General features: G+C 34.0%; 11 protein-coding genes, 1 pseudogene and 3 other annotated features. Of the genes and pseudogenes, 10 read left to right on the top strand and 2 right to left on the bottom strand.

The features are described 5' to 3' along the window. The first annotated feature begins 68 nt into the window (after nucleotides 1–68). The 4 genes and pseudogenes from ACW0JX_RS14530 (at nucleotide 69) to ACW0JX_RS14515 (ending at nucleotide 3,756) form a co-directional block, all read left to right on the top strand. A complete protein-coding gene (locus ACW0JX_RS14530) occupies nucleotides 69–560 on the top strand; it encodes a nitroreductase (RefSeq protein ID WP_141558571.1) in 492 nt (163 codons plus the stop codon). A 213-nt stretch (nucleotides 561–773) separates the two neighbouring features. Beyond that, nucleotides 774–2,300 carry a cell wall-binding protein EntB gene (entB, locus tag ACW0JX_RS14525; RefSeq protein ID WP_459244861.1) on the top strand — a complete coding sequence of 509 codons (1,527 nt, stop codon included), beginning with the start codon at nucleotides 774–776 and terminating at the stop codon, nucleotides 2,298–2,300. Nucleotides 2,301–2,613: 313 nt separating this feature from the next. After that, complete coding sequence (locus ACW0JX_RS14520) at nucleotides 2,614–3,036, top strand: SMI1/KNR4 family protein (protein ID WP_440605337.1); 423 nt, start codon at nucleotides 2,614–2,616, stop codon at nucleotides 3,034–3,036. Nucleotides 3,037–3,088: 52 nt separating this feature from the next. Continuing rightward, a pseudogene (locus tag ACW0JX_RS14515) lies at nucleotides 3,089–3,756 on the top strand (hypothetical protein). 18 nt (nucleotides 3,757–3,774) lie between these two features. Here ACW0JX_RS14515 and ACW0JX_RS14510 read toward each other — a convergent pair. After that, complete coding sequence (locus ACW0JX_RS14510; protein WP_069355812.1) at nucleotides 3,775–4,299, bottom strand: kinase; 525 nt, start codon at nucleotides 4,297–4,299, stop codon at nucleotides 3,775–3,777. Nucleotides 4,300–4,398: 99 nt separating this feature from the next. Between ACW0JX_RS14510 and ACW0JX_RS14505 the strand changes: the two genes are divergently transcribed. From ACW0JX_RS14505 to ACW0JX_RS14495, 3 genes are read left to right on the top strand one after another with little or no spacing between them, the layout of a single operon-like run. Beyond that, complete coding sequence (locus ACW0JX_RS14505; RefSeq protein WP_000502339.1) at nucleotides 4,399–4,704, top strand: YfzA family protein; 306 nt, start codon at nucleotides 4,399–4,401, stop codon at nucleotides 4,702–4,704. Nucleotides 4,705–4,716: 12 nt separating this feature from the next. Then, complete coding sequence (locus tag ACW0JX_RS14500) at nucleotides 4,717–5,256, top strand: GNAT family N-acetyltransferase (protein ID WP_459244860.1); 540 nt, start codon at nucleotides 4,717–4,719, stop codon at nucleotides 5,254–5,256. Between the two features lie 42 nt (nucleotides 5,257–5,298). Beyond that, complete coding sequence (locus tag ACW0JX_RS14495; RefSeq protein WP_098126627.1) at nucleotides 5,299–5,829, top strand: cysteine hydrolase family protein; 531 nt, start codon at nucleotides 5,299–5,301, stop codon at nucleotides 5,827–5,829. A gap of 151 nt (nucleotides 5,830–5,980) precedes the next feature. Here ACW0JX_RS14495 and ACW0JX_RS14490 read toward each other — a convergent pair whose 3' ends face one another. Next, nucleotides 5,981–6,418: a YndM family protein gene (locus ACW0JX_RS14490; RefSeq protein ID WP_000997702.1), complete on the bottom strand. Its 438-nt coding sequence runs from the start codon at nucleotides 6,416–6,418 to the stop codon at nucleotides 5,981–5,983. 181 nt (nucleotides 6,419–6,599) lie between these two features. On the opposite strand from ACW0JX_RS14490, the gene ACW0JX_RS14485 reads away from it, so the two are divergent. From ACW0JX_RS14485 to aroC, 3 genes are all read left to right on the top strand, one after another. Then, nucleotides 6,600–10,082 (top strand): DUF4020 domain-containing protein, encoded by a 3,483-nt coding sequence (locus ACW0JX_RS14485; RefSeq protein WP_459244859.1) that lies wholly within the window; start codon nucleotides 6,600–6,602, stop codon nucleotides 10,080–10,082. Nucleotides 10,083–10,189: 107 nt separating this feature from the next. Further along, nucleotides 10,190–10,425, top strand: a binding site (T-box leader). A gap of 54 nt (nucleotides 10,426–10,479) precedes the next feature. After that, nucleotides 10,480–10,715, top strand: a binding site (T-box leader). Nucleotides 10,716–10,909: 194 nt separating this feature from the next. Next, a complete protein-coding gene (locus tag ACW0JX_RS14480) occupies nucleotides 10,910–11,986 on the top strand; it encodes a bifunctional 3-deoxy-7-phosphoheptulonate synthase/chorismate mutase (RefSeq protein ID WP_001273575.1) in 1,077 nt (358 codons plus the stop codon). 9 nt (nucleotides 11,987–11,995) lie between these two features. Next, nucleotides 11,996–12,215, top strand: a binding site (T-box leader). 53 nt (nucleotides 12,216–12,268) lie between these two features. After that, a complete protein-coding gene (aroC, locus tag ACW0JX_RS14475) occupies nucleotides 12,269–13,441 on the top strand; it encodes a chorismate synthase (RefSeq protein WP_071732051.1) in 1,173 nt (390 codons plus the stop codon). Nucleotides 13,442–13,447 lie beyond the last annotated feature (6 nt).

The following is a 13,447-nucleotide window of genomic DNA, read 5'->3' as shown; positions in this document are numbered from 1 at the left end:
TACGTACATACAATGTGTAATTAAGTGAATGATCAACATAGTAATTACAGAAAGGGTGAATGAAGCGTATGAATCAATTTGAGCAAATGATGTACGTTGGTGTCATCATGTCTACTGTACTATCCGTAATGATTTTAGGGTCCTTATATTATAATCCTCGACTTTCATTAACTGATTATCCGAAAGATATTCAAAAAGTAGTTTTTCCAAAATCGATTCATGAAAAAAAGCAAACCATTTACTTTAATATTGTATATAATGCTATTCTTTTCGGTTGTCCTTTCGTTTCTACATATATATTACATAAGCATGAAAAATTATTGTATATGGATGCTTATTTACACACTTTTGGTATTTTAATGATTTTCAATTTAGTAGATTTACTTATAATTGATTGGCTAATTTTTTGCTGGATTACTCCAAGGTTTGTTGTGATTCCTAGTACGGAAGGAATGAAGGGATATAAAGATTATAAGTTTCATTTAAGAGGGGCTATAGTCGCTACTCAATTTTTAGCAATTGTAAGTTTATTTTTGGCGGGAATTGCAACAACTATTTAGTGTGAAGAAGGGCATGAAGCTTTTATAAAAGATAAGGAGATTTATAATATATAGAATTAGAAATAAGAATTTGTTAGTATTGAAGTGAGGAGTTTTAATAACAGTATATTAAGCCGTATTAATATACTGTTGCAAATGTTTTGATATTATGTAAAATTATACAATTTTACAGAGACATTTGATAAAATTCAAAAAAATATAATGGAGGCTAATATGAAAAAAGTAATTGGCGCAGCAACAGCAACTATTTTTGGATTGGGGGCGTTTACCACAACTGCTACCGCAGAAACAATCGTAACAGCAGATGTACTTAACGTACGTGAAAAACCGACTACAGAATCAAAAGTGGTCGAAAAAGTAAAGAATGGGCAAGAGTTAAAAGTCATCAATACCGAAGATGGCTGGTCAAAAATTGAATTGAACGGTAAAGAAGTGTTTGTAAGTTCGGAGTTTACAAAAGATGTGTATCATGTAACGGCGAATTTGTTAAATGTACGTACCGAAGCAAACACAGATTCAGAAATTCTTGGCAGACTAAAAAAAGATGATGTAATTGAATCAACGCATCAAGTAAAAGACGGATGGTTGGAATTTGAGTATAAAGGAAAAATTGCTTATGCAAACGTTTCTTTCCTATCAAGTACAGCACCAACTGAAAAGAAAACTGAAGAGAAAACGAAGCAAGTAGCGAAAGTACAAAAATCAGTTAAAGAAAAGAAAGAAGTAAAGACGCAGAAAGTAGCAAAAGCGAAAGAAACAACGAAAGCACAAGAAATAGTAAAGCCTAAAGAAGAAGTAAAAGTTAAAGAAAAACCGAAAGCACAAGAAATAGTAAAGCCTAAAGAAGAGGCAAAAGTCAAAGAAGAAGTAAAAGTTAAAGAAGAAGTAAAAGCACAAGAAATAGTAAAGCCTAAAGAAGAGGCAAAAGTCAAAGAAGAAGTAAAAGTTAAAGAAGAACCGAAAGCGCAAGAAATAGTAAAGCCTAAAGAAGAGGCAAAAGTCAAAGAAGAAGTAAAAGTTAAAGAAGAACCGAAAGCGCAAGAAATAGTAAAGCCTAAAGAAGAGGCAAAAGTCAAAGAAGAAGTAAAAGTTAAAGAAGAACCGAAAGCGCAAGAAATGGTAAAGCCTAAAGAAGAAGTAAAAGCTAAAGAAGAAGAAAAAGCGCAAGAAATAGCAAAAGCTAAAGAAGAAGAGAAAGCAAGAGAAATAGCAAGAGCTAAAGAAGAAGAGAAAGCAAAAGAAATAGCAAAAGCAAAAGAAATAGCAAAAGCTAAAGAAGAAGAGAGAGCAAGAGAAATAGCAAAAGCAAAAGAAGAAGAAAAAGCAAGAGAAATAGCAAAAGCAAAAGCTAAAGAAGAAGAGAGAGCAAGAGAAATAGCAAAAGCTAAAGAAGAAGAGAGAGCGAAAGAAGTATCAAAAAACAACATACAGTCTGCTAAACGTGAATTAACGGTAGTAGCGACAGCGTATACTGCTGATCCAAGTGAAAATGGTACATATGGTGGACGCGTTTTAACTGCGATGGGGCATGATTTAACGGCAAATCCGAATATGAGAATTATCGCAGTTGACCCGAAAGTAATCCCATTAGGATCTAAAGTATGGGTAGAAGGTTATGGAGAAGCTATCGCTGGTGATACTGGAAGCGCAATTAAAGGTAATCGTATTGATGTATTAATGGGGTCAAAAAGTAAAGCTATGAATTGGGGAAGAAAAACTGTTAAAGTAAAAATTTTATAGTAACTATAATGATCCAAATAGAAGTCAGTTCTCCTTATTGAGGCTGGCTTTTATTTTTTTAGTGGAAGTATAATAGGATTTTTAAATGACTTATTAATAAACCTGTAATAAAACATAAAAATTGTCTCATGTTTAGAAAAACTATTAAGAATGAGGTAAGGAAGTAGAACAGAAGGTTATTGAGAAGTAGAGAAGAATAGTATGTTGAAAACGAAGGGTTAACGTATAATGAAATATATAAATCGGATCAAATCGTTTACTAAACACTTTCACTCATAATAGTGTAATTAAGTTCAAAGGATAGGTGTATTTCATGAAAGAAGTAAGAGAATATATTGAAACAAAGAAACAAGGTGTATTGGAGTTGCAAATAAAAGAAACGGAAGAAAAGCTAGGTGCTGCTTTCCCAAATCAATATAGGGATCTTATTAAATTAGTTAATAATGCTGAAATAGGGGAATGGATACTATATCCGATTAAAGATAATAGAAATGTAACGAAAACTTTGGATGATATTGTTAGAAAAAACATTGACATGAGAGATGAGTCTATACCAGAAAATCTTATCATAATTGGTGACGATGGTTCAGGGGATAAATTGTGCTTTAAAATAAATAATGGAAAAACGGATGATAAAATATATATTTGGTATCACGCGGATGACGAAATGGAAGAAATATCTCCGAGTTTAAAAGAATTTATTATGGAAACTATTCAGGAAGACGATGTTTTTTAGTCTTAATTATTATCATTTTGTGAATCATTCTTATAAAAGGCGAGGATAGAATATGACAATAGAATTATATGGCGCACATTGTAATGAGCGGAAAGGGTATAGAGTAATTGAAGGAAGAGGTTCATATAATCATTACTTTGGCGGTCAAGATTGCAATTTGCCAGTATGTAAGTTATGCGGTGAGAAGATGCACCAAATTCTCTGTTTTGATTTAAAAGATGAGAGACTTGCTGAACTTAAAAGTAGTGAACTAAATATTTTACCATTCGTTTCATGCTTGAACTGCGCGATGGTGTGGGAACCGCAATATTTTCAGTTAAGTGATGGAGGTAAAACAGTTCAAATCATACAGCAGCAAAATACAGAAGAATGGATAATGGAAGAGGAAGATAAGTTACCAGTTTCATTACCAAAAACAACGGTAAAGCTTATAAATATGAAGATATACCTACAGATGAAGATAGGTACTGGGAAGCTTTCGACTTGTTCGGTTCGGAATATGTATGTAGATTGTTAGGGGCACCATTATATGATGATCTTCCAGAGGATTTGGCGTGTCCAACTTGTTCTAAAGAGATGAAGTATGCTGCTACAATTACACAAGATATCGAGGAACGTGAACTTATTTCAGTAGTTGATTTCCAGTTTGGGGAAATGAATATCTATTTTTATTTATGTAAAGATTGTTCAATTATAAAAACGGAAACACAAAGTACATAACAAGACTAACATATTATATTAGTCTTGTTTTTGTATCGCAACATCGTTAAGAATCGCATCAAATATATCTTTTTGTGTAAAATTATCTGTAAAAATAGTTTCACTAGCAACTTCAATTGTATCGTGCGGATTATACCATTTTTGAAGGGAATATTCACCAAATTCATGTCGTTTGTCCCTTGTGTTATGTCGTCTAATGGTTTCCTCGAGTGATAAATCAAAGTAATATGTATATGCATTTCCATCAAAATAACGAATTAATTCTTTCAACATATCACCGTATCTACGATTGTTTAAAATACCTTCTAAAATAACAAACTTACATTTTCCTTTTCCGTACTTCGTAATTTCAAATAGTAGATCATGAGATAAGTTCCCCATCGTGTCGTGTACTCTTAACATATCTCTACGTACGACGTCTTGAGAGACTAAAAGTGTCCCTTGTCCGAAATGTTCTTGTAGTTGCTTTGCGATCGTTGTTTTACCACTTGCGGAGTTTCCTCTAAGAATGATTAAAGTGGATGTAAGTATAGGTTTAGACATAATGTATTCCCCCAACGGTATTAATTATATAGAAAATTTTAACAAATAAAGTGAGGAAAGTGTATAATTAATATGATGAATATTTAAGGAGGGGATTAGATGGGGGATATATTAAAAAATGCACAACCTATATGGAAACGGACTTGGTTTCGTTATCTAGGGGCATTTTTTATTGTTCAGTTACTGTTTATTTTGTGTGAAATAACTGCGTGGGCACCAAACTTTAGGCCAGGCGGAGAGTTTTTTAATAGAATATTAAATTCTCAATTTTTCACTGAATGGTTCACACTCTATACAATCCCGCAATTTAACGTATTTACAGCATTTTTTGCGATTACATTACTACCATATGCATTAGTAGGTGCAATGAAAGATGTAACATCAAGAAAAAATATAAAGGAATAATAGAGGTATAATATGCTTTTTCAAAAAGAAGGTTTATTGATTAGATACGTAATGGAAAATGATGCAGCTATCATTTCTAAATGTTTAACGGACCCAGCAGTCCTGCGGTATTACGAAGGGCGAGATAATCCGCAATCTGTAGAAAAGGTGCTTGATCATTTTATGCATAATCCAAACAGTAATGAAAATAGATGTTTAATAGAATTTGATACCGTTCCGATTGGTTACATACAAATGTACCCAGTTGATTCAGAGTGGAAAGCGATATATGGCTATAAAGAATCACAAAATGTATGGGGAATGGATCAATTTATCGGTGAACCAGTCTATTGGGGAAAAGGAATTGGACAAAAACTCGTTCAGGCAGCAATTACATACATTATGGGTGAAATGGGAGCAGAAGCAATCGCAATGGATCCGAAAGTAAATAATGAACGAGCGATAAAGTGTTATGAAAAATGCGGATTTAAAAAAGTAAAGATTTTAAAGGAACATGAGCTACATGAGGGGGAACTAGAAGATTGTTGGATGATGGAATACAAACAATTATAATGAATATGCAATGGCTTATATAAACGAAGGGAGCTGTGTGAAATGAAAAAAGCATTAATCGTAATTGATGTGCAAGCCGGTATGTATACAGCTGGAATGCCAGTACATAATGGGGAAAAGTTTTTACAAACATTGCAAGAGCTTATTGGGGAATGTCGTACAAATGATATTCCAGTTATTTATGTCCAACATAACGGTCCTAAAGACCATCCGTTAGAAAAAGGTACGGATGGATGGCGAATCCATGCAACAATCGCTCCGCAAGAAGGGGATGATATTGTTGAAAAGACGACGCCAGATTCATTCCATAAGACAAACTTAAGCGAAGTGTTACAAGAGAAAGGAATTGAACACGTTATTCTTTCGGGAATGCAAACAGAGTATTGTGTAGATACGACAACGCGCAGAGCATGTAGTGAAGGATATAAAGTAACGTTAGTTAGTGATGCGCATAGTACATTTGATGCAGAAGTGTTACGTGCTGAAGATATTGTGAAACATCATAACGCAGTATTGGGAGCGTTTGCGGATGTTGTTGCATTAAAAGACTTGAAAGTGGCTGCCTCTAAATAAGAGGCAGTTTTTTTATTAGAAAAATAGCGTCAAATATTGTCGGTAAGTCGATATTTTGAAATAATCGTTTATATAATTTCACGTACCATAATGAAAAAATACAAAAAAAGGAGCACCACATAATTAAAAAGGGCGCTCCTGCATTAAAATGTTACTTCTTCTTGTCTTTATCCAATATATTTTGTTCTTCAGCAAACTCCGTACCATATGCAAAGCGGCGATTAATACGAATGTTATCATTGTTGTGCCTTGTATGAGAGTTAGAGAAGCGATGAACGATTACTTCAGATAAAGTGAAGACGATGGCAGAAAGGATACTGCCCCATGCAATTTGCATATAGTTGTCTAATAAAATATTACCGAAAATCCATACGCTTAAATATGTTAATAAGAAATCCGACATAATGGCACCAGTATTGCCAATTCGATTTAAAATAATTTTATCAACGAACATGTAGGATACGATTGTAACAAAGAGACTGAATGAAATAATTTGAACAAACGTTGCAGGGAAAAATAAAGCAAGCCCAATGCTAAATGCGATAATGCATGATATAAACTTGATAAGCACTACTGTGAAATCATTCAAAATTTACACCTCCGATTTATACATAGTTTTTCAATAAATTCTGTAGTTCATACATTGTAACGGATTTATTTACATAAAACTTTTTCATGTTCGGAATTTAGTCTAAATATTATAAAAATAACGAAAAAATGTTATAGTAAAATGAGAGTGTATGACATTTTTAGGTAAGGGGGAATCCAGGATGTGGATTACTTCAGAAGTAGAAATTCCAGATGAGTTAATTGATCACATTGAGCAAGGAAAGTTAGTGTTATTTGTTGGAGCGGGAGTTTCTATGAAAGGGAAATCAAACTTACCAAATTTTGATGATTTAGTTGATGAAATTGCAAAAACGTTATATGTCGAAAAGCGTGAAATAACAGAACCACATGATTATTATCTTGGTAAAATTGCGAAAACAAAAGATGTACATCAAGTCGCAAGAGATCTTGTTCATATAGAGAAATCAAAACCGAATCCATTACATTATGCAATTCCAAGGTTATTTCCTTTAGATACAGATATCCGCATTGTAACAACAAATTTTGATCAACATTTTACAACTGCAATTAAAGAAATAAATAGAGATATCAATGTTTATTACGCTCCAGCTTTACCGACTGGGAGAGCTTTTAAAGGTCTTGCTTATATACATGGTAATGTAGAACAGGAGAAAGAGGCTTTAATTTTAACAGACGGTGATTTTGGAAGGGCTTACTTAACGGAAGGTTGGGCGAGAAGATTTTTAGTCGATCTATTCTCAAATTACACCGTTTTATTCGTTGGATATAGTCATAATGACCCAGTAATGAAATATTTAGCAACTGGTTTACCACCAAGTACAAGACGATTTGCTTTTGTCGCACAAGGAGAAAATACGTACCACTGGGAACATTTAGGGATAAGACCGATTGTGTATCCGAATAAAGTGAATAATCATCAATCTCTCGTAAAAGCGGTAAAACGCTGGGCGGAATTAATGGGTGATAATTATATTACGAAAAGAATGCGTATTCGGGATATTGTAACGGTTCCCCCGTCAGTAGAACAGGAACAATTATCATACATAAAGCAATCAATTAAAAAAATTGAAACAGTTCGTTACTTTGTGGAATTTGCTCACGATTATGAATGGGTCGAATGGTTAGAAGCAGAAGGTAAATTACAAAATTTGTTTATGCTTACGCCAAACTATAATGAAGTAGATGAATTACTTGCAGAATGGTTAGTGGAACAATTTCTTTTTAGTCATCAGAAAGAATTATTTCAATTAATTTATAAAAATTATTCTAAAATATCAACGTTATTATGGAAAACAATTTGTAACTACTTAAACGAAACGAAGAGTGAGATGGACCCATTGTTGTTTGCCAGGTGGACACTCCTTTTATTAGAAACTGCTGAAAAAGATAGTAGCTCTATAGAAAAGATTTCTAAGTTATTGCAAAAATGTTCTTTTCCTGAGCATAAAGAAATTGCCTTATTGTTACTAACTTTTATTTTAGACGGAAAGCTGAAGTTGAAACGTGTAAGAAAATGGGGAAATGATACGCAAGAATCAATAGAACTCGAGGAATCGAGTCGCTTACCAGTATCTACATTTTCTCATGTGGAGCAAATTTGGAACGAAAAGATGAGGCCATATATCGCCTATTATGCTGTTCCAATTATGATGATTGGATTAGAAAAATTGAGAATGTTGTCATTAAGACAAACGGCACTGAAAAAGAGAAATAAGGAAGATGTAGAAAAAGAGTTTCATCAAAATGATCTTGCATTTTTAATACAAATTGTAAAAGAGTGTCTAACTTATTTATGTGAAAACAATGAGAAAAAAGCGGATTATTATATTACAGAAATGATAGAAGCGAATAGTGTACTTCAAAAGCGAATTGCAATTGATGCGATGAATAAAAATATTTTTGTTCGTGTAGATGACAAAATGAAATGGTTGTTACAGGAAGGACTTCTTTTAGATTTCACTTATAAACATGAAGTTTTCCAACTTTTAAAAAGTCATTATGCAAATTGTTTGGAAAAAACAAAAGAAGAAGTCATTCGAACTGTAATAAAGCGTCTTACAGAAGAGAGAGTATTTGATGCATGTCTCGTATTAGACTTATTATTCAAGTGTGATTCAAATAGTCCATCTACGGCAAATGGGTATGAGTTAATGAAGCAAAAGCATCCTCATTTTCATTCTGAACGATACAGTGTACAAAAGAAAGAGGATACAGCGCAAAGCATTACTTGTAATGTAACAGCTGACGGATTATTGCAGCTGAAAGATGTTGAAATTATGAAGCAAGTTCGGCAATTTTCGCAAGATGGTGTTTTTGAACAACGCCATTTTTTAGAGATGTTATCAAAAGCATGTAAATTGAATACAGAGTGGAGTATTTCATTCGCATATCAATTAGTAGGAGTGCAAGAAATAAGTAATGAAGTATGGTTTGTTTGTATTAGAGAATGGCGAAATAACAGAGGATTGACAAATGATCAAATCCAAAAAATTATTCCGTTATTGCAGAAATTTGTTAGAAATACTGCTTTTCATTGGTTAATTAGTAGTTTTCTATATGAAATTAGTAATCGACTAGAAGAGTTAGAAGAGAATAGTATACGTGTTGTAAAACGCTTTGCTTTTTCAGTGTTTCCTCAAGTTATGAAGAGTGATACGGATTTTAAGCTTGGAAAACAAGATTTTTACAATGAATCAATTCAGCATCCTGTTGGAAAAATGACGGCTGTATTATTAAAGTTGTTATCATATGATCATTTATACGATCGTAATGTATATGAATATTTATTTTTATTTGAAGAACAAGTAAGAGTTAATTCAGTACGAACAAACTTTATGTTTGCTCGTTTAATAGCAGATATTACATTTCTATATCATATTGAAAAGCAATGGTGCCGAAAATATTTGTTACCATACTTAGATTTAAAAAAACAAAATGAAATTACGGAATATGCATGGGCTGGTTTATGTTACACGCAAATAAATTTACCTTTATTTACAGAAATGAAGCGTTTTATTAAGTATGCGATAGAATATTTGGAAGTATTACATCCGCATACGAGGGAAGCTTTCTTGAAGTGGCTTAGCTTTGTATTTATTAAATGTGTACTATATTGGGAGCAAAAAACAGATTGGTTATACCCTTTACTCGTATTAGAAAATGAAGAAAATAAAATTAAATTTATGCAGTTTTTATGCTATTACGTCAAAACATTAAGTGTAAAAGAACAACAAAAATTTTGGACAGCTTGGCTCAGTGTATTTTTGCGAGAACGACCAAAAATGGGTGAGATAACAGCGAGAGAATATGTAATGCTTTTACGTATTATTTTATACATGGATGAAATATTAGAAAAAGGATTATGTATTATGTCTCGTGCATTTTCAAGTGTAAATGGTAAATGTACAGGTGAGGAAATGAAGCAGTTATTGATTGAAATGCTTCATAAGAAAGAAAGTATGAAAGCGCATAAAGAAATGTTTGCAAATGTGTTTTTTATTTTACTACAAACATGTCAAGAAGCCGTTTTATTTGAAAAAGAAATCATAAAAATAAAAGAATTATTAGTTCAGTATGGAGTAGAGGAATATGTTTTACATTTACTAGAAAATGAAATAATTCGCATAGGAATTGTAATGGGTGATTTACAAGAAGAATTATAGGACGAAAGTGGAATTTTAAAAAATATATAAAAAGTTGTTGACAGTGTTTTGAAAAGCGTTCTATAATACGAATCATACTTATTCAATTTCAAAAACATTTGAATAAACAAAGTGCAATGAAGAGATCACAGTAGTGGTTAGTCTTACTGTAACAGAGAGCTGGTGGTTGGTGTGAACCAGTACAGGGATAATCATGAATTACAGTCTTGGAGCATCTTTTTCGTAATAAAGATAGTTTGTCTTTATGAGGAAAAAGCGGTCAATTGATCGTTAACAGTGAAGAGAGGTAGACAGAAAGTTAGTCTACAACTAGGGTGGTACCGCGATAAATATCGTCCCTACTGATTTATTCAGTAGGGACTTTTTGTATTTTAGTGGTCCAACTTGAAAATAAAATAGTCATGCATTGAAAGGAAAAGCAGTAGTTGTTGTTTCCCTGTAACAGAGAGCTGGTGGTTGGTGCGAACCAGTACAAAAACAAGAGCGAATTACAGTCCTGGAGCATCTTTTTCGTAGTAAAGATAGTATTGTCTTTATGAAGGGAAAGACGGTCAGATGATCGTTAACAATGAAGAGAGGTAGACGAAAGAAGTCTACAACTAGGGTGGTACCGCGATAAATATCGTCCCTACTGATTGGATCAGTAGGGCTTTTTTGTACAAAAAAGTGGCTTTTTAACTAGTAGTTCATGTCTTTGTACGAATTATTAGTTTAAAATAAGAAGAGGTATCGATTCCACTATAAATTTGTATAATTAGCCAGTTCAGAAAATAGAGAATCTTTTATTCTCTTACTATACTTTTAAAACATTAGAGGAGGATTTCCAAATGGCAAATCATGAATTAGATCAATTACGTAAACAGGTAGATGAAATTAACTTACAACTATTACACCTTTTAAACAAACGTGGTGAAATCGTTCAAAAAATTGGAGAGCAAAAGCAAGTACAAGGTACGAAACGCTTTGATCCAGTACGTGAGCGTGAAGTACTTGATATGATTGCAGAGCATAACGAAGGACCATTCGAAACATCAACAGTTCAACATATTTTCAAAACGATTTTCAAAGCAAGCTTAGAGTTACAAGAAGATGATAACCGTAAAGCGTTACTAGTATCACGTAAAAAGAAACAAGAAAATACAATCGTTGATGTAAAAGGTGAATTGATTGGAAACGGAACACAAACGTTCATCATGGGACCTTGTGCAGTAGAAAGCTTAGAGCAAGTTCGTCAAGTAGGGCAAGCGATGAAAGACCAAGGCTTAAAATTAATGCGCGGTGGTGCATTCAAACCGAGAACATCTCCATACGATTTCCAAGGTTTAGGAGTAGAAGGACTACAAATTTTACGCCAAGTAGCAGACGAGTTCGACTTAGCAATTATTAGTGAAATTTTAAATCCGAACGATGTTGAAATGGCATTAGACTACGTTGATGTAATTCAAGTTGGCGCACGTAACATGCAAAACTTCGATTTATTACGAGCTGTAGGTAAAGTTAACAAACCAGTATTATTAAAACGTGGATTAGCAGCAACAATTGATGAGTTCATTAACGCAGCGGAATACATCATTGCGCAAGGTAACGATCAAATTATTCTTTGTGAGCGCGGTATCCGCACATACGAAAGAGCAACACGTAACACATTAGACATTTCTGCAGTACCAATTTTAAAGAAAGAAACACATTTACCAGTTATCGTTGATGTAACACATTCAACTGGACGCAGAGATTTATTATTACCAACAGCGAAAGCGGCACTTGCAATTGGCGCAGATGCAGTAATGGCTGAAGTTCATCCAGATCCAGCAGTTGCATTGTCAGATTCTGCACAACAAATGGACATTCCAGAATTCCATAGATTCATGGATGAGTTAAAAGGTTTCAAAAATAAATTATCTTAATTCCATATCATATATGCGTTGAAGAGGAAACAGTAGTGCTTATCTCACTGTTAAAGAGAGCTGATGGCTGGTGTGAATCAGTACAAAGGTAAGCATGAATTACAGCCTTGGAGCATCTTTCTCGACAACTTATGGAGGGGAAGACGGTCAAACGATCGTTAAAGAAGAAGAGAGGTAGACGACAGTTGTCTACAACTAGGGTGGTACCGCGATAAACATCGTCCCTACTGAGCGCTCAGTAGGGACTTTTTTGTACAAAAAAATAGTAAAGGGGCAAGAGAAATGAGATACATTACAGCTGGAGAATCACATGGACCGCAGTTAACAGTTATTTTAGAAGGTGTACCAGCAGGTTTGACACTTACGGCGGAACATATTAATAAAGAATTATTAAGAAGACAAAAAGGTCATGGACGCGGAAGACGCATGCAAATTGAAACAGATACAGTTGAAATTGTAAGTGGTGTTCGTCACGGGATGACACTTGGATCACCGATTACGTTAATCGTAAAAAATGATGATTTCAAACATTGGACGAAAGTAATGGGTGCTGAGCCAATTTCTGAAAAAGAAAGTAAAGACATGAAACGTACAATTACAAAACCACGTCCAGGACATGCGGATTTAAATGGAGCAATTAAATATGGTCATCGTGATATAAGAAACGTATTAGAGCGCTCATCTGCAAGAGAAACGACAGTTCGTGTAGCTGCTGGTGCAGTTGCAAAACAAATTTTAAGCGAATTAGGCGTAAAAATTGCAGGACATGTTCTTGAAATTGGTGGAGTAAAAGCAAAACATATTTCAAACTTACCGATTGAAGAAATTCAAACGATAACTGAAAACTCACCAGTTCGATGTTTAGATAAAGAAGTAGAGCAAGAAATGATGGATGCGATTGACAACGCAAAAAGTACCGGAGATTCAATCGGTGGTATTGTGGAAGTTATTGCAGAAGGTATGCCTATTGGCGTTGGTAGTTACGTTCATTACGATCGTAAATTAGATGCAAAACTTGCTGGTGCAATTATGAGTATAAATGCATTTAAAGGTGCTGAAATTGGCGTAGGTTTTGAAGCGGCAAGACAACCAGGAAGTAAAGTGCATGATGAAATTCTGTGGGATGAAGAAAAAGGATACACGAGAAAAACGAATAATGCCGGCGGTTTAGAAGGCGGTATGACAACAGGTATGCCAATTGTCGTAAGAGGCGTTATGAAGCCAATTCCTACATTATACAAACCGTTAGCAAGCGTTGATATTGATACGAAGGAAGCATTCCAAGCTAGTATTGAAAGATCTGATAGTTGCGCAGTACCAGCAGCGGGTGTAGTAGCTGAATCTGTTGTAGCATGGGAACTTGCAGATGCACTAGTCGAACAATTCGGAAAAGATCGTATGGAATTATTAAAACAAAACATTATGCAACACAATAACTACGCAAAAGAATTTTAATAAAAA

The organism is Bacillus sp. C-3-6 (assembly GCF_054509685.1).
This window is presented reverse-complemented; position numbering and strand designations above follow the sequence as displayed.